At 63.8% G+C, this 16,557-nt stretch carries 13 protein-coding genes; 2 read left to right on the top strand and 11 right to left on the bottom strand.

What is annotated here, in order from left to right:
• The first annotated feature begins 225 nt into the window (after window positions 1-225).
• Window positions 226-1,376 (top strand): IS3 family transposase gene (locus G5C33_RS01505; RefSeq protein WP_165325588.1). Its coding sequence is split into 2 segments (ribosomal slippage): window positions 226-478 and window positions 478-1,376, totalling 1,152 coding nucleotides; the frame shifts between segments, so codons are not numbered across the junction.
• Window positions 1,377-1,477: 101 nt separating this feature from the next.
• Here G5C33_RS01505 and G5C33_RS01500 read toward each other — a convergent pair.
• Genes G5C33_RS01500 through G5C33_RS01490 form a run of 3 tightly spaced genes read right to left on the bottom strand, consistent with a single transcriptional unit; the run spans window position 1,478 to window position 5,621 of the window.
• The gene (locus G5C33_RS01500; RefSeq protein ID WP_165325587.1) at window positions 1,478-2,998 is read right to left on the bottom strand and encodes an ATP-binding protein; all 1,521 of its coding nucleotides are present in this window, start codon (window positions 2,996-2,998) and stop codon (window positions 1,478-1,480) included.
• Between the two features lie 9 nt (window positions 2,999-3,007).
• Entirely contained in the window at window positions 3,008-4,618 is a 1,611-nt protein-coding gene (locus G5C33_RS01495; protein WP_165325586.1) for a radical SAM protein, read from the bottom strand.
• Window positions 4,611-5,621 (bottom strand): DGQHR domain-containing protein, encoded by a 1,011-nt coding sequence (locus G5C33_RS01490; RefSeq protein WP_206518611.1) that lies wholly within the window; start codon window positions 5,619-5,621, stop codon window positions 4,611-4,613. Before G5C33_RS01490 ends, G5C33_RS01495 begins: the two co-directional genes overlap by 8 nt.
• Before the next feature lie 241 nt (window positions 5,622-5,862).
• Between G5C33_RS01490 and G5C33_RS01485 the strand changes: the two genes are divergently transcribed.
• Complete coding sequence (locus G5C33_RS01485) at window positions 5,863-8,211, top strand: DGQHR domain-containing protein (protein ID WP_228275158.1); 2,349 nt, start codon at window positions 5,863-5,865, stop codon at window positions 8,209-8,211.
• 238 nt (window positions 8,212-8,449) lie between these two features.
• Here the strand turns inward: G5C33_RS01485 and G5C33_RS01480 are convergent, their stop codons facing one another.
• The 8 genes from G5C33_RS01480 to G5C33_RS01445 all read right to left on the bottom strand — a co-directional run bounded on the left by G5C33_RS01480 (window position 8,450) and on the right by G5C33_RS01445 (window position 16,557).
• A complete protein-coding gene (locus tag G5C33_RS01480) occupies window positions 8,450-8,866 on the bottom strand; it encodes a type I pantothenate kinase (protein WP_165325585.1) in 417 nt (138 codons plus the stop codon).
• Window positions 8,863-10,893, bottom strand: coding sequence for a conjugal transfer protein TraG (locus tag G5C33_RS01475; protein ID WP_165325584.1), 2,031 nt, complete (start codon window positions 10,891-10,893; stop codon window positions 8,863-8,865). Before G5C33_RS01475 ends, G5C33_RS01480 begins: the two co-directional genes overlap by 4 nt.
• 19 nt (window positions 10,894-10,912) lie before the next feature.
• Window positions 10,913-12,643: a relaxase/mobilization nuclease domain-containing protein gene (locus G5C33_RS01470; RefSeq protein ID WP_165325583.1), complete on the bottom strand. Its 1,731-nt coding sequence runs from the start codon at window positions 12,641-12,643 to the stop codon at window positions 10,913-10,915.
• Between the two features lie 472 nt (window positions 12,644-13,115).
• Window positions 13,116-13,982 (bottom strand): lytic transglycosylase domain-containing protein, encoded by an 867-nt coding sequence (locus G5C33_RS01465; RefSeq protein ID WP_165325582.1) that lies wholly within the window; start codon window positions 13,980-13,982, stop codon window positions 13,116-13,118.
• A 3-nt stretch (window positions 13,983-13,985) separates the two neighbouring features.
• A complete protein-coding gene (locus tag G5C33_RS01460; protein ID WP_165325581.1) occupies window positions 13,986-14,318 on the bottom strand; it encodes a DUF736 domain-containing protein in 333 nt (110 codons plus the stop codon).
• A gap of 2 nt (window positions 14,319-14,320) precedes the next feature.
• On the bottom strand, window positions 14,321-14,878 hold the full coding sequence (locus G5C33_RS01455) for a S26 family signal peptidase (protein WP_165325580.1): 558 nt from the start codon (window positions 14,876-14,878) through the stop codon (window positions 14,321-14,323).
• Window positions 14,875-15,396: a DUF2840 domain-containing protein gene (locus tag G5C33_RS01450; RefSeq protein ID WP_165325579.1), complete on the bottom strand. Its 522-nt coding sequence runs from the start codon at window positions 15,394-15,396 to the stop codon at window positions 14,875-14,877. The genes G5C33_RS01455 and G5C33_RS01450 overlap by 4 nt, the downstream gene beginning before the upstream one ends.
• Window positions 15,397-15,663: 267 nt before the next feature.
• Window positions 15,664-16,557 (bottom strand): replication initiator protein A, encoded by an 894-nt coding sequence (locus tag G5C33_RS01445; RefSeq protein WP_165325578.1) that lies wholly within the window; start codon window positions 16,555-16,557, stop codon window positions 15,664-15,666.

Genomic DNA, 16,557 nt, shown 5'->3' with positions numbered 1-16,557 from the left:
CGGTCGGAAAGCTCAACCTTTGCGAAGGGCGGCATGACCAGAAAAGGCGGATGAAAGGTCCGTAGCGGAGGGCCACTGTTTGAGGCCATCAACAGGCAGCGAGAACTCATGGCAGCGTTCCGAGAGATGTCTCGGGCGTTAGCGCGACGCCCGCGTAGGACGTGACGTGCTCCCCTGAAATGTGACCGATTTTGAGTAGAGTCCGACACGAAGGAGTCGGACGGAATGAAGCGCAGCAGGTTCAGCGAAGAGCAGATCATCGCGATCTTGAAGGAGCAGGAGGCGGGGATGGCGACGGCGGACGTGTGCCGCCGCCATGGGATCAGTTCAGCCACGTTCTATAAATGGAAGTCGAAGTTCGGCGGGCTGGAGGTTTCCGAGGCGCGCCGTCTGCGGGCGCTCGAGGACGAGAACGCCAGGCTCAAGAAGCTGTTGGCCGAGGCGATGCTCGACAACGTGGTGCTGAAGGATCTGGCGTCAAAAAAATGGTGACGCCCGGCGCCAGGCGGGAAGCCGTCGCCCATGCCCGTGAGCATTACGGGCTGAGCGAGCGTCGGGCGTGCAAGCTGGTTGGCGTGAGCCGACGGGTGATCCGGTATCGATCGTTGCGGCCGGACGACGGCCCGCTGCGGCAGCGGTTGCGCGAACTGGCGGCGGAGCGTCGTCGGTTCGGCTATCGCCGCCTGGGCTATCTGCTGGCGCGGGAAGGCATGAAACCTAACCACAAGAAGCTGCTGCGGATATATCGCGAGGAAAACCTTCGCGTCCGTCGCCGTGGCGGCCGCAAGCGTGCCCTGGGCACCAGGGCGCCGATACTGCTGCCGGATGGGCCGAACCAGCGATGGAGCCTCGACTTCGTCTCGGACAGCTTCGCCTGCAGCCGGCGCTTCCGCATCCTGTGTGTGGTCGACGACTACACGCGCGAGTGTCTGGCGTTGGTCGCCGACACGTCGCTGTCAGGCGTGCGCGTAGCACGCGAGCTGACCCGACTGATCGGACTGCGCGGCAAGCCGCATACGGTGGTCAGCGACAACGGGACGGAACTGACCTCGTCGGCCATCCTGCGCTGGTCGCAGGAGCGGCGGGTCGAATGGCACTACATCGCGCCTGGCAAGCCGATGCAGAACGGCTTCGTCGAGAGCTTCAACGGGCGCCTGCGCGACGAATGCCTCAATGAGACGCTGTTCACCTCGCTGGCCCACGCCCGGTTCGTGCTCGACGCCTGGCGGCATGACTACAATCACGTCAGGCCACACTCGAAACTGGGCGGCAAGACCCCCGCCGAGATCGCCGGCCAACGTGTCTGGGGGCATGCCCCCAGACACGTTGCCATCCCCTCAATCAACCATCATGAAGGAGCCGGACTCTACCTCTGAATGGTAACACTCAGGGGAGCACGTCAGACGCGAACCAGCCGGCCCCCTTAGCATCTTTTTGCACCCCGGACGCTCACCGACAGCCGGTGCGAGGCGTTCCTTCAGGCTGCAAGACGCTGCAGAATGCGATCGACCAAGGACTTCGCAGCCACTCTGTTCGAGGAGCACTCGTAGATTAGTTCGATCATGTCTCGGTATGCCCCCCTCTTTTCGGCCTCGACTATTTCAAGGGGATCCACACTCCCATCCCGGGTACGTAGTGCGATCTGCTCTTCGGCTATTGCTATCTCTTCCTTCATTGCCGTTTTTCGGATTTCAGGTACGATATCGTTCTTCGCTATGGCGGCCATCTTCGCGATGAGCTGGTTGACCCGCCCCAGCTCAGCATCGCGTGCTACCAACGCCATCGCTCCTTGTTGCACCACATTGAGGCGTTCCTCGACCTCCAGTCTCGTTAGGTCGAACTCCCGTAGCTTCGAACGCAATCCTGAACTCGTCCGGCATCGTCGGGCGACATCGCGTCCCACCGGAGAGAGATGATTGACAAGGTTCGCGTGATGCGTGCTGGCTTCGAACGCATCGCGCCGTCCATTCGGGACGATACGGCGATCGAAAATGTGAACCTCGCCCACCGTCCATGAATTGAAACGGGTTTCCGGGAATATGTCTTCGAGGATGCGGTGGTCACCGATCTGGATGTTGCCAATCCGGACCCGCACGCCCTTGACCAGTTCGCCTACCGGTATCGCGCCCTTGTATTCGTGATGGGCGAACCAGGCGAGCGCCGCCAACCCGCCATCGATGCCGGGCACCTCCACTACTTCGACCTCTTGAATTCCACTGGTGGTACTTCCCAGGTCGATGAAATCCTTGTGGGGACGGGTCAGCGGCTCTCCCTCGTTGATGCTTATCCGCAGCTCCGTGGTCGGGCCCGTGGCCTCTAGGGCCTCTACTATGGTCACAGCCGACGAGAATTCATTTGCAAAGGCCAGCGGCGCGACTTGGCGCAGGTAGGCAGTGACCGCCTGCTCGTCTAGAAGACGGTCCCCACGCTGACGGGCTATGCCCGCCATCTTGACCTCGAAGAAGCGGTCAGGCACGTCATCGGCCGGCGCGGAACTGACATCGACGATTTGTGCCACCACATCAGCGAGATCGCTCGATTTGGCATCCGCTAGCGCGGTGCGGAGCCGGCGACCGTCCCAGGTGAGCTCGGTGACTTCCGGCGCGCCCTGAGGCCGCGAACGGAACGTTAGACGTTGGCAGTAGCCGAGTGAGGCTAGTCGACCAACGCCCCTGAAGCCGCGCGCATCAGTCCCACGCTTCCCGCTACCTCCTATCGCCAGTAGCCGCTCCACCACTTCCGCACTCGGGATCGCCGCTCCGTTGTCCCTGATACGCACCTCCCGCTTCGACTGGTCGATCAAAATGTCGATCGTCCCGGGGTCATCGGCGGCAAGTTCGCCATTGGACCGAGCCTGATCGATCGCATCGGCAGAGTTTTGGATGTATTCGCGGTAGGCGTTAAGCGGCTCGACATACATCGCTGACGAGATCAGCTCGAGGATGTCCTTGCCGATCCTGACCTTCGAATCGATCGACGTCTCGATTACTTCGTTCATGCTCATGCTCTATGCCGCTATCGACGGCATAACGCTGTCGCTGGTCTCGGACGGGTCTTCGTAGTCGAGGCCGGCGTCCTCGACGCGCTCCTCCTCGCAGGGGCCTGTTTCTTCTCGCGTCTTGGCCTTGGCTGCTCGCCAGATCGGCATCCATTCTTCCTTCGGCTTGGGAATGTAGAACGGAAGGACCGCGCGCAGGGCGTCGGAGTCCGCTTCGTCCGGCAGCGTGTGAAAGTGTCGAGGATCCCGCGAGGACAGCAGGCCCAGCAGTTCGGCGACATCCGTATCCGTCAGGCGATTGAACGCACTTTCGAAATCGTCGAACTCGCCTCGACCCGGCCCCTTATCGTAGAAGTCCCGGTTGAAGATGAAGTCGTGCGGCATCGCCAGTATGCGCCGGTAGTCCTCGAAGCGATCGCCGAAAGCACGCTTGAAGAATTCTGGCTCTCCACTCACCACCCCGTGCGTCGCCTGGAGGACAATCTGCATCGAACGCAGTTGGTAGCGGGTCCACTTCTCTCCAATGTGTCCTCGGTCGGGTCGGTCGGTGGGCTGGAACCGCATGGGGAACGACCAGATGCGTATGCCGAGCTCCTCGTTGAGGGTCACATTCAACCGCATTCTCTCGAACAGGTCTTCTGGTCCGTCATGGAAGTTGTAGAGCATGTAGTTGGACAGTTCGTGCAGCCCATGCTCGTGGGCATATCGCACCGCCTGCTCATACGGCTTGCGGACGCCCCAGTGGTCGAATGCGATCCGTAGCGGTCGGAGGGCGATGGTCGACAGTTCCTTGAGGTACATCGGATCCTTGCAGAGGATCCTTGCATCCACCCCTTGGTTGAAGTCCACGCGGCGCCCGACGGCAGCACGTTGCCCCGGTCTATGGAGTTTCGCACCAGGAGTGAAGCCCAGGTCCCGTATTTCCGCAATGATGTCCTTGAACCGAGCCGATGCGACAACATTGTTGTCCATCAAAATGAGGTCCTTCCTAGGTCCGTACAGCTCGTCGATCCCTTTCACCACGTCGGTCAAGGAGTCGGTGTCTCGTTGCATCCCCTCCAACTTCGGAACCCCGCAGAAGTGGCATTTTCGGATGCATCCGCGGGAGGTGTACGCGAAATACGCGTCGTGGACTGGATAGCGATATTCGACTTGGTCGAGGATCGAGTAGTCCGGGATCAGGTCTTCGATAGGCTTGCCCGTAAGGTCATTCGAATACAGTTCCTCGGCGAAGTCATCGAGCAGCAGCGCTTGAGCAGGCGGTTTCGAAAGTAGCCCCTTGATGAACCGGATCCCATGCCAACGCGGTTCCCGGACGAAACGATCGTGCATTAGAGAAGCAGCGATGCCCCCCACGAAAACCTTGTCCGCCTGCCCGTTCGCGACCCGTAGCGCGTAGTCAATTGTCTCGGCGATCTTGGGGTATTCGAACGAGAAGAGGGTGGTAACGTAAATCCGGTCCCACGCCTGTTCGAGGACGGACGGATCTCGCCCCTTAATGAAGCGAACACGGTCGCGCTTGCCGCGCGGACCGTGGTACTGCGCGATCTTCATTAATCCCAGGGGAGGGTATTTGTTCTTGTAGTCCGGCTCGATGAGCAGGATGTTGCGGTCAGGCATTAGCTACTTTCAATCGATGCTGCTGGCGCGACAGGCGAAGGATGTCGACGGCACGCCGAGCACCTCCCTCCCCGCCAAGGCCAGCGAGTAGTCCGTCATTTCCCCAATCGACATGGGGCGCGAAATCCGTCAGCGCGGAGGCGAAATATAGCCGGTCGCACGCAACTCCGTCCGGCACCTCCAACACCATGTCGGCGGCGAGTTCGGTCAAGGCGTAGACACCTACTCCCTTAGTCACGAGGCTCTTCCTTGGATTGGAGAACGCCTCGGGGATCACCAGTGCGACCGCCCCCCAGAAATCGTGAGCGATGCGGGCGACATCCTCCGCGGAGCGAGGATGAAGCCGCTTGACGAGGATGCGCGCGGCCTTCTGCATAGTTCGCAACGAAGCGCGTCGTTCGAGCCCGGATACCCGGGCTCCCCCGAGGTCAAGCCGGTTGTACCATGGGGAAGAATGCTCGTTCTTGAGATGGAGGGCCACGAGCAGCTCGGGCCGCTCACTGGCCAGATCGGCACATAGCTGCGCATCGTGGAAGTCCAGCAGACTGCTGGAGAGGCCCTTGGCCTTGCCGTTTATCACCCCGAAGATTTGCATCTCCTCTCGCTCATCAAGGCCGACGAAGGACATGAAGGGGAGGAGTACATCCAGATCCGAAAGGTGCCCCAGGCGATGCTGGCAGTCGACCTGCGCGAGGGGTCGTGCCCCACGAGCCAAGGTCAGACGCACGCGACCGCCCTGATCCGCGATGTTCCACACACGGCCTGGGGCACCCCGCAGATTGAAGGTCAACGGAATGGTGGCACTACCCTCCTGCTGGGCGTACTTCCGGAAGTCCAAGCTGTGCCGTGGGTTTAGTCGGCGCTGGTAGCCGCGGCCACTTTCTTCGTCGAGCACATCAGCAAAGCTATTCGCGTGAAGGACGCGCGCAGACGCAAATCCGAGTAAAACCTGACGGTCGAGGGAGCGCCCCTCCATACAATCAATCGAGATCTCCGCGTCCAAAATGCCCTCCCTCGCTGCCGAAATTGCAGCGAAAGAATGCAAATAGCAACATTACTACACTCTGTCGATCGCGCGCGACGCTCGTTTCGTCGCTATCCGCGGTTACGCTCTCTGCATGGCGATGCCGATGCAGCCCCAATGCTACGCCAAGATCAGCATGGGCTGGGTTCGATAATCTTTACTTTTTCTTCCAGTAAATACAGCATGCCCATCGCCGGTCGATTTTCGGCCTATGGGGGATATGATGACTGAAGCCTTGCTGCATCCTCTTGTTGAGGGCGACGAGATTGCGGCGCAGCTTCGTCGGCGTAAGCAGAAAGACGTGTTCAAGACCGTCGGAGGATCGACGAAGAAGATCATAGCCGGGAAAGTCGCCCTGGAAGAGGAAGACGGCTGGCGTGTCGTCCGCCGGAACGCCAAGTCCACGCGGGTGGCAAAGCCGAAACCTGCCGACGAACAGTTGGAGGACGAAGTCTGGTCGATCCTCGCGCAGATGGGGTTCGGCCAAATGAGCTTGGGTCGGCAGTTCACAATTGCTGCAGAGGCTGGTCTCTCCTCTCGACAAATCGACGTTTTTGCAAAGGATGATGAGACAGCCTTGCTTGTCGAATGCACACAGCGCGATACCCCAGGGCGCAAGAACATGAGCGCGCTGATTGAGAAGCTGAAGGCTATCCGTGAACCGATTAATTCCTCAATCACCAAGTTCTACGGGGCGGGTTCGCGACCCAAGGTTAAGTTTGTGGTCGCGACCCGAAACATCTCGTGGTCCGATGCCGATCTTGCGAAATGCGAGGAAGCCCAGATCGCTGTTTTGGCTGATGGCGAGCTCGACTACTATTCAATGTTGGTCCAGCACCTGAAGACTGCCGCGCGCTACCAGATGCTCGCCCACATGTTCGCGGGGCAGAAGATTTCGGGCCTTTCGCGTAAGGTCGTCGCCACGCGGGGTCGAATGGGCAAGGATAACTTCTACACCTTTCTCATCCGGCCCGACGAACTCCTGAAGATCGCCTACGTAGGCCATAAGGCAAGCCGCGATGTCGAGAACTTAGATACGTACCAACGGATGCTGCAACCGAGGCGGCTGAAAAGGATTGCGCAGTACATCAATGAAGGCGGAAAATTCCCGACGAATATCGTCATCAATCTGAAGACCACCCGCCGGTCGGGTCTTAAGTTTGAGGTCCACGACACGTTCGGCGACGAGGCCCTTGGGGTCCTTCACCTTCCGGCCAATTACGCTTCGGCCTGGATTATCGACGGACAGCACCGACTCTACGGATATGCACACGCCCGCGAGGCTGGAGGCTACGAAACGGACCGGACTACCATCCCGGTGCTCGCCTACGAGAACCTCCCGGCCGAGCGGGAGATGAACCTTTTCATCGACATCAACAGCAAGCAGGTGAAAGTCAGTCAGGGGTTGCTGGTAGAACTTTATTCCGACCTGCACTGGAAGTCCTCCGATCCGGAAGAAGCGTTCCAGGCTCTATTGTCGAGGATCGCCTCACGCCTCAACGCCCTTAAGACCTCGCCCCTGCACGACCGCATGGTAGTTACCGGCAAAAAGAAGTCCAATTTTCGGTGCCTGACGCAGACATCCATCCGTGACGGATTGGGAGTTGCAAAGCTTATGGGCACGCTGAGCAAAGGAGCTATTCTTCCGGGGCCCCTCTCGACCTCGGCTCCCAACGAATTCGATGCGAACCTTAGGAAGGGCATCGACGTTGTGAGCGACTGCCTCGAACTCTTCCGAACCGAATTGCTCGCTCATTGGCGTACTGGAGACGGCCCGGGCGGGTATCTCTGCACGAACAACGGCATCAGGGCCCTCTTCCATGTCATCCGCGACGTGGCGGAGCATATCAGGCACGATACGGGCGCGGACCTCTATGTGAGGACGGCAGAGGAGACGGTGGAGGAGATCACCCCCTATCTCCAGTTCATTATCGACTATTTCAAAACCGCGACCCCACAGGATGTTCAGGCGTTCAGGCGGGTTGGCTCCTCCCTCACGGCGGTCCGCCAGCAGTCATTTGGGCTCGAGGCATTGATCCACGAGCGGAATCCGAGTTTTCGTCCGTCGGGCCTTATTGAGTATCTCGAGTCACGTGACGAAGCTGGTACCGAACAGGCGGCCGCCCGTGTTACCCGAATCCACCGTCGTCTCTTTTCGTTCGTTATAGGAAAGTTGAAGGCGCATTACGGCGTCCAGAACAAGGCATGGTGGACAAAGGGCATCCCTCTCAAGATCCGTCAAAGCTGTACCGCTGAGTGGGAGGCTAAGAACCGGGAGGGCGAAGAGGAATCGCAGCTCTATCTCATCAGCTACATCGAGATTTGCACGGACAATTGGGCGCTCTTCAAGGATTCCGTGTCGCTCGGCGCGAAGGACAAGGACAACAAAAAAAGCGCCACGAAATGGATCAAGGACCTGAACGAAATCCGCAAGATCACCACTCATCCCGAACGCGGCATCCTTACCGCAGAACAAGTCGAGCTCGTCCGCGATATCCATGAAAAGGTCGAGCAGTTTCTTCCCGTCGACGACGAGGACGAAGTGGGCCGAGTCGACGAAGCTGCTTGAGACCTCAGAAGCTGACCGAGGCCGAGGCCATGTGGCAGCCGAAACGGCCTAATATTGAGCGACAAGCTGCCATCGCCGTAAGCCCGAATGAATGGCAGTTCCGACGCCAAGTTAATGCCGCTTAAGCGACCGGTACTGGGACACGGAGCTTACAGATCCGTTCGCCGTCTGGAATGTCCGCTTTTCCGATCCGCGTTTCTAAAAGGAGCCGTTCCGGAATGTCCGACCGAGCGGACTTCTATGTTGCAGCTTCCATGTCCTCGCCGATCTCCTGCCGGGCCTTTGGACCTTTAGCGAGTCGCCTACCCAACGCTTCCATGAACGCGTCGTAGCGATCGCCGCCTTGGCGGCGCATCGCGGCGCGCTCCGTTTCAGGCGGCGGCGGTGTGTTGGACAGCCAGAAACGAACGAACAGCGCGATCATCTCGACGCCGATCCCGACATCGCGCTCCAGCCGCGTCTGGCGTCGGTCGAGCCGATCAAGCCGCTTGGCGATGGCCGCCTCGCGCTGCTCGTCGGCGTCGGGCGACAGGAAGGATGCGATGGCCGCTTCGGCGACCAGCGAGCGCGACTTGGCGCGCCGGTCGGCATAGGCGGCGAGCGCCTGCATCACTTCGGGATCGAGATAGACCGAAAACGGCGTCTTGGTGGTCATAGCTCGATGCCGTCGTCAGGGTCGAGAGACGCCTGCCGCGCTATGCCCTGCATCTGTCGCCGCACCGTCATTTGCCGTGCCGCGTCGGTGTCGGGTTCCGGCTCGTCCAGCTCGAACTCGTTGGCGGGCGCCGGGCTGGGCGGCGGCGCGATGTCGATATGGCGCTCCATGTCCGGCTCGCGGCGCAGGTCCGCATTCTCCGCATCGTCCTCCGCCGCTGCCTTCTTGGCGGCCTTTTTCTCCTTCGGCTTCTTGGACGCCTTCTCCTCGGACGGCTCGGGCATCGGCGGGGCCGCGATCGGCGGCAGGCCGCTCCAGTCGTCGGGACGCTGCTTGCCGATCCCGGCCTTCGGGTCCGGCGGCGCCAGAACCCTCTCCGTGAACCGCCGATCCTTGAAGTAGCGAACCTTCCTGGCTCGGATCGGATGCACGCCCGCCACCATCACGATCTCGTCGTCGGGCGGGAGCTGCATCACCTCGCCGGGCGTGAGGAGCTGGCGAGCGGTCTCGGAGCGTGACACCATCAAATGCCCAAGCCACGGCGACAGGCGATGGCCGGCATAGTTCTTCATCGCGCGCATTTCGGTAGCGGTGCCGAGCGCATCCGAGATGCGCTTGGCGGTCCGCTCGTCATTCGAGGCGAAAGAGACCCGGACGTGGCAATTGTCGAGGATCGCGTTGTTGGGGCCGTAAGCCTTCTCGATCTGGTTGAGCGACTGGGCGATCAGGAAGCATTTGATCTTGTAGCCGGCCATGAAGGCGAGTTGGCTCTCAAAGAAGTCCAGACGCCCTTCGGACGGCAGCTCGTCGAACATGATGAGCAGCTCGTGACGCTCGGCCGCCGGCTTCAGATCCTCGGTGAGGCGCCGACCGATCTGGTTAAGCATGAGGCGGATCAGCGGCCGGGTGCGCGAGATGTCGGAGGGCGGGACGACCAGGTAGAGCGTGGTGGGCAACGCTCCCTCAACCAGATCGGCGATGCGCCAATCGCACCGGCTCGTCACCTCGGCGACGACCGGATCGCGATAGAGGCCGAGGAACGACATGGCGGTCGAGAGCACGCCGGATCGCTCGTTGGCCGATTTGTTGAGCAGCTCCCGCGCGGCGGAGGCCACGACGGGATGGACGCCGGCTTGCCCAAGATGCGGCGTGGTCATCATGGCGCGCAGGGTGGATTCGATCGGCTGGCGCGGGTCCGACAGGAAGGCGGCGACGCCGGCCAGGGTCTTGTTCTCGCCGGCATAGAGGACGTGGAGGATCGCGCCGACCAGCAGCGCATGGGAGGTCTTTTCCCAGTGGTTGCGCTTCTCAAGGCTGCCTTCGGGGTCGACCAGCACGTCGGCGACGTTCTGCACGTCGCGCACTTCCAGGGCGCCCTTGCGGATTTCGAGCAGTGGGTTGTAGGTGGCCGAGCGCGCGTCGGTAGGATCGAACTGCAATACGCGGCCGTGGCGTGCGCGGAAGCCGGCGGTGAGTTGCCAATTCTCGCCCTTGATGTCGTGGACGATACAGCTCTCCGGCCAGGTCAGCAGCGTCGGCACCACCAGGCCGACGCCCTTCCCGCTCCGGGTCGGGGCGAAACACAGCACATGTTCGGGTCCGTCATGGCGCAGATAGTCGCGTCCGAGCCGCCCGAGCGTGACGCCGTTCGGTCCGAGCAGGCCGGCGGCCTCCACTTCCCGGCGCTCCGCCCATCGGGCCGAGCCATAGGTCTCCGCGTTCTTCAGTTCGCGGGCGCGGCGCACCGACATGGCGATGGCGACGATGAAGGCGAGAAAGCCGCCCGAGCCGGCGATCAGCGCGCCGGTCTCGAATATCTTGGGCGCGTAGGCGTCGTAGAAGAACATCCAGACGAAGAAGGCGTAGGGCGGATAGACCGGCCAGCCAAAGGCGACGAACCAGGGCGGGCCGAGCTGCGGCTGATAGTCGAGCGCCGCGGCCGTCCATTGGGTGGCTATCCAGACCGTCACGACGATTATCGTGAGGACGGTGATGACCTGGCCCCAAAGAATCTTACTGGCGGGCATAGTCAATCTCCTTGCGAGGTCACAGCCCGAGCCCCCGACCGCGGCCAAGCGACCAGTCCACCCCGCCGTCGCCACGCATGACTCCGGAGATGTGCTTGCCGATCTGGCGGTCGAGCGAGGGCGTCCAGGGGACGAGTTGGAAACTCAGGCCGTCGTCGATCATGGCGAAGCGGCCCGAGGCGAGCGTCAGGCGCTGGCGCACGGTGCCGGCGACATATTCGCCGGCCTTGGAGGGCGTGTGCGGCAGACCGATCGCGGCCGACAGGTCCTTGGCCGCCATGTCCAGTTCGCGGTGCTTCAGCCTGGCGAGCAGGCCGTGCGCGAAGATGATGCGTTGGCCCTGCCGTCGCGCCAGGCCGAGGTCGGCGAGGTGCTCGGCGCGTGCTTCCATCGCCGCGCGCACTTCGGTCCCGAAGCCGCCGCCGAGATCGCGGCCTTCGCTCGACAGGTTGCGGCGGTCGAGCCAGGTGGCTCCCGGCGCACGGACCTGTCCCGGCAAATCCAGGTCCGATCGCACGGCGAGCGCCACCCGCTGCCGACCCTTGCGGTCCTCGAAGCGGCGTAGCTCGACGATCGCGCCGGGCTTGCAATCGCCGGTCGCCTCGATGTCGGGAAACTGGACATGGTGGGTGCGCCCGTCGATCCCGTCGACGATCGCGTAGGCGCGGCCAGTCAGCTCGTCATGGAGCCCGCGGTCGACCAGCTTGCCGATGACGGCCTGGGCGGGATCGGGTTGGAGCACATAGCTGGCGGCACCCCGGTCCACGCCGCGGTCGCTCATCGCCTTGTGCATCCGCTTGATGATGTCGCCGCGCTCGCCCAGCTCGCGCAGCGCGGCCTGCGCATTGTCCGCAAGCGTCCACTGGCCAGGCGCGATCTCGCTGGCGAGGCCGAGTCCCTCCAGCTTGCGCAGCCGTCCGATCCGCAGCATGTGGTCCCCGTCGGGCCGCACGCCCGGTTCGGGCGCCATGTCGATGACGCCCTCGCGGTCAAGTGTGCGCGAGAGGTCGCGGTCGATCTCGGTCCGGCGTTCGGCGTCGACCTGTCGCTCCAGCGAAGCGCGGATGTCGAGGTCGCTGCGCAACCCCAGCTCGCGGGTGACGATCTCGCGCGCGGTGGCGCGCATTCCCTCGCCGATATAGTCGCGCGAGATAACGAGGTTCTGGCCGTCTTCGGCGACGCCGCGCACGATGACGTGGACATGGGGGTTGTCGGTGTTCCAGTGCTCGACGGCCCGCCAGTCGAGGCGGGTGCCGAGATCCTTTTCCATCCGCGTCATCAGCTCGCGGGTGAAGCCCTTGAGGTCGCCCATGTCGGGCGCGTCTTCGGGCGAGACGATGAAGCGGAAATGGTGCCGGTCGTTCTCACAGCGCGCGGCGAACACATTGCGGTCGAGGCCCTCGGCGTCGGCGCCGAACAGCACGCCCTTCTCGCCGTCGCGGGTGACGCCATCGCGTTGCAGATAGTTGAGGTGAGCTGCGAGCGAGGCGCGGCCGCCGTGGCGGACCACCCGCGCCTTGATGACAACCTGGCGCGATCGGTGGCCGAGCCGGTGCGTGGCGCGCAGACTGGCGACGCGGCCACGCCCGAAGGTCGAACGGCCCGGCGCGATGATTCGCCCGCGGCGCGAGATATGGCCGCCGGCGCGCTGCGCGGCGACGAGCGCCTGGGTGATGATCGGCAGCGCCCGCCGGCCGCCGCGCGAGCGGATGCGGCCAGGCCGGATGCGGAAATCCTCGTCGCCGCTCATGCCGCGGCGCTCCGCACAGTGCGAAAAACCACGGTGAGGACTGACGTTCGGCCAGCGCCGCACAGTGCGGGATTTCCGCACACATTGCGCAGCAATGCCCAAAAGCCTTGAGAATCAAGGCCACGACCGGGGCGCATGGGCTTCGCACATTGCCGCCCTTTATCTTGCCCTCGTTGCCTTCCCTGCACAGTCAGCCCCTCCCTCCTTCCCGGCGCTGCGAAACGCTGCGACGGGCAACGCCAGGACGCGCGAACGTCGCACCGCGTGGGGCGCGACCGGAAAGCGGGTGAACGGGCGGATGGAACAGGCGTGCGAATGACGAGGGCGGCGTCTTTGGTGGCCCAATCCTGCGCGCGATGATGTGCTGCGGCTATGCGCGCGGACCGGACAGGAATCGTCCGGCGGCGGTATCGGCTGAAGGGTGCGAAGGACGGCCTGAAGGCGGGCTCGGAGCGCTGACGGCGGTGCATGGTCATCGCGCAGGCTGGCCGGAAAGAGGGACGAAGAGACCGGCCTGAAGCGGCGTCATCGACGCCACCGCCACCGGCGCAGGATCGGTTGACGGACGTTTCGGCGACAGGACGGCGGTCGGCGAAGCTGCATCCGAGCGCACCGGAAACAGCGCGGCGGTGCGCCAGGCGAAGGGATCGAGCGGCGGCCCGGCGGCAAGCTGGGCATCACGCGAACCGCCGGTGATCGACGCCAGCTTTGCGATATAGGCGCGCGTGACGGCGGGCAGCGGACGGCCACGCGACAGGTATTCGTCGGTGCGGCCCGGACCGGCGTTGTAGGCGGCCAGCATGGCGGTCACGTCGCCATAGCGGTCGTGCATCTCGCGCAGATAGGCCGCGCCCGCCAGGATGTTGTCGCGCACGTTGAACGGGTCGGAGCCGAGCCGATAACGTGTGCGCAGGCCGGCCCAGGTGGCGGGCATGATCTGCATCAGGCCCATCGCCCCGGCTGGCGAGACGGCGCGGACATCGCCGTTGCTCTCGATGTGCATGACGGCCCATATCCAGCGCTCGGGGATGCCGAAGCGTCGCGCCGCCTCGGCAACGGGGTCGGCATAGGGATGGTTCGCGGTGGTCTCTCCGGCCGGCGCATCCTGCGCCAGCGCCGCGCCCGGCGAGGCCAGCAGCAGGATCGCCAGACCGACGACCGATCCGACTCCGCTCCGCCGCCAGCCTGCCAGCGTGCTCGCTCCGGCAAAGGGTGCGCGCGATGCGCCGGCCGGGGGCCGCCCTTGACCTTCGCTGTGCGCGCCGGCCAGCCTACGACCGAGCGGGACGAAGGGATGAGACGGCTTTTCCGCGAACAAAGGGATGATCGGGATCAGCACCGATCAGTTCCGGTCCTGGTTGGATCGCGGGTGGCGCCAGGACAGCCGGAATGTCCGCGCCTCGGCGTCCGCGCGGAACAGCTTGGGCTTGAGCCAGCGCGGAAAGAGCAGGCTTTCGATCTCCAGCGCGATGTAGTCGCCGGCCCGTTCGCTGGTGCGCTTGCGGGCAAAACCGACGATGGGACCGTCCGCGTCGTCGAGATGGATGCGGTAATCGGCCGCGTCCTCGGCGTCGTTCGGTTCGGCCGGAACGAGCAAGATCGTCTCGTCGATCGCGAACAGCCGGATGCGACCGGCATAGCCGTTGTCGGTCGGCTCGAAGATGTTCATGGGCATGGTCAGTCTCCTTGGGGGTTGACGGGTGAAGGCGTTGCGGAGGGGGCGCTGAGATGCAGCGGCAGGGCGCGTCCGATGACGACTGACGCCGGCAGCGGGCCGAAGTAGCGACCATCCAGACTGTCCGGGACCGCCGGATTGAGCAGCAGCAGCTCGCCGGCTTGCAGCGTGTGACAGCCGTGCCAGACCGGCAGCGGACGGCCTCGGCCATCGCGCGCACGAGCGATGACGACGGGACGCGCGTCGATGCTCACGACGGCGCCATGCCGGCAGATGCGTTGTCCGGCCTTGGCCGCGATGTGCTTGAGCAGTGGCAGCCCGGCGGGCAGATAGCCGCGCCCGGCGAGCCAGCGCGCGAGTCCGGCGGGCGGCATCGCAGCGACCAGCGCGCCCGTGGGCGGATCGCGGTCGGGTTGGATGCGGTAGAGACCGATCGGCGCGCTGGCGCTGGCGTTCCAAACGAGGCGCGGTCGCGGATTGACGACGGCGACAGCGACGAATGAGACCGCGAAAGCAGACGCGGCGATGGCCGTCGCCAGGGCGTAGCGGCGGCGGGTCATCCTTCGATCTCCCGGCGCTTGAGCCAGGCGGTATGGCGCTCGGCCGTGTAGAGGCGCGGCTGATGTCCGGCGGTGATGCGCTGGTGGACATGCCGCCAGTGATCGGGTGCGGCGTCGCACGGATCGACGCCGGCGGCCTCCACCGCGTCGATGGCGGCGAGCACCTGACGGACCTTCGGCCAGCCCTCGATCTTGAGCAGGATGTCGCCGCCCGGCCGCACGAAGGGCAACGTGATGTAGGGCTCGTTCGCCGCCACCGCGCGCACCACGTCGATACGCGAGACGATGGTGCCGAAGTCGTTCGACGCCCAGCGCACGAAGGCGAAGATCGCGCCTGGCCGGAAGCTGACGACACGGGTGCGCCGGCTCAGGATGCGGTCCTTGGCGATGCGGCCGAAGCGTATCCAGTGCTCCAGCCTCTTCTCGATCCAGGTCACTTCGACATGGGTAAGTCCGTCGCGGGCGAGCGCGCTGAACGCGCCGCCAGCGCGGACGCCGGGGGGCCGGTCATCGTTCATGGGTGGTCTCCTGGATGGATGGCGCGAGGGGTCCAGGACGCACACGCCGGACGGTTCGCTGGCGCATGACGCGGCGCGATCCGCGCGGGCTGTCCACAGCGCCGCGCGTCGTTAGCAAGAATCCGAAGGATTCGAGTCTATTAGCACGGTTAGAAGGAGGCGGATTCAGCGAGGATTCGCAGGGGTTTGCGAGCCGCGCGCGTTCCCGAAAGTCCGAGTCCGGCGTTCCCGATAGTCCGAATCCGGCTGTTCCCGATAGTCCGAGTCTCATCGCCGGTTCTCCACAGGCTTGAGACCGACACGGCGCATGGCGACGTCGAGCGGATCGGGCGCAACCGGCACGAAGTTCAGCCGCTCGCGGCCGAACGCCTGGTTGAGGGTGAGGACGTAACCGGGGAGCGGCTGGCGGGCGACGATGGCGCGCAGTTCGAAGGCGAAGCGGCGGAGCGGCGAAAGCACGCCGGATTTCAGATGGAGGTGCGGAACGTCGAAGCTCCAGCCGCCTTCCTGTCGCCCGCCATGCTTGCGCACGATGCGGTAGAGCCAGCGTTCAAGACCGCCCGTGAGATCGAAATAGGCGCGGTCGATAGTCAGCACGAGCGCGCGATCGAGCACGCCCGCATAGAACCAATCGGGCAGGATCAACTCGATGCCGAGGGCGCGGCCGTTCCCGTCGGCCAGTTCGCGCCATTCGTTGATCCAGGAGAAGCGATGGCGCCTGCGCTCATGCTCCTGGCGGATCGAGGTCGCCACCGTGGTCGATTGCAGGCGGTCAAGCGCGGCCTTCAGCCGCTCGTAGCTGGCCTTGCCGGTGCCGCGCCGAGAGAAGGTCAATATCTCGTGCGGCGTCGTCGCGATCAGACGCGAGGTCGGTCGGCCGGCGTCACGCGCGGAGACGAGCTGGCTGGCGGCCCAGATCAGCACATCGGCGTCCCAAATGGTCGCCATGCCGTGCTCGGGGACGGACTCCACCGAGATCCATGTCGCGCCCATACGGAAGTCGATGGGGGCCACCCGCCGGGCCTTGGCGAGGCTGAAGAATGGCCAGGCCATCAAGTCCTGGGCGTCGCGCGGCGCGACGTCGCCAGGAACCGGGCGAAAGAGCTGAAGCTGCATCCGTTCGACGCTTGAACGACCGGCAAGAGCGCGCGTGGCGGGCAT

It is taken from the genome of Sphingosinithalassobacter tenebrarum, from assembly GCF_011057975.1.
GTDB lineage: Bacteria > Pseudomonadota > Alphaproteobacteria > Sphingomonadales > Sphingomonadaceae > Sphingomonas > Sphingomonas tenebrarum.
Note: the sequence above shows the minus strand (reverse complement) of the source record. Positions and strands in the feature narration are given on the sequence as shown.

Bases quoted from the DNA above. Each gene is read 5' to 3' on its own strand.
- G5C33_RS01485 (WP_228275158.1), top strand. From the start codon at position 5,863: ATGATGACTGAAGCCTTGCTGCATCCTCTTGTTGAGGGCGACGAGATT.
- G5C33_RS01460 (WP_165325581.1), bottom strand. From the start codon at position 14,318: ATGCCCATGAACATCTTCGAGCCGACCGACAACGGCTATGCCGGTCGC.
- G5C33_RS01495 (WP_165325586.1), bottom strand. From the start codon at position 4,618: ATGCCTGACCGCAACATCCTGCTCATCGAGCCGGACTACAAGAACAAA.
- G5C33_RS01475 (WP_165325584.1), bottom strand. From the start codon at position 10,893: ATGCCCGCCAGTAAGATTCTTTGGGGCCAGGTCATCACCGTCCTCACG.
- G5C33_RS01450 (WP_165325579.1), bottom strand. From the start codon at position 15,396: ATGAACGATGACCGGCCCCCCGGCGTCCGCGCTGGCGGCGCGTTCAGC.
- G5C33_RS01455 (WP_165325580.1), bottom strand. From the start codon at position 14,878: ATGACCCGCCGCCGCTACGCCCTGGCGACGGCCATCGCCGCGTCTGCT.
- G5C33_RS01445 (WP_165325578.1), bottom strand. From the start codon at position 16,557: ATGCCCGCCACGCGCGCTCTTGCCGGTCGTTCAAGCGTCGAACGGATG.
- G5C33_RS01470 (WP_165325583.1), bottom strand. From the start codon at position 12,643: ATGAGCGGCGACGAGGATTTCCGCATCCGGCCTGGCCGCATCCGCTCG.
- G5C33_RS01480 (WP_165325585.1), bottom strand. From the start codon at position 8,866: ATGACCACCAAGACGCCGTTTTCGGTCTATCTCGATCCCGAAGTGATG.
- G5C33_RS01500 (WP_165325587.1), bottom strand. From the start codon at position 2,998: ATGAACGAAGTAATCGAGACGTCGATCGATTCGAAGGTCAGGATCGGC.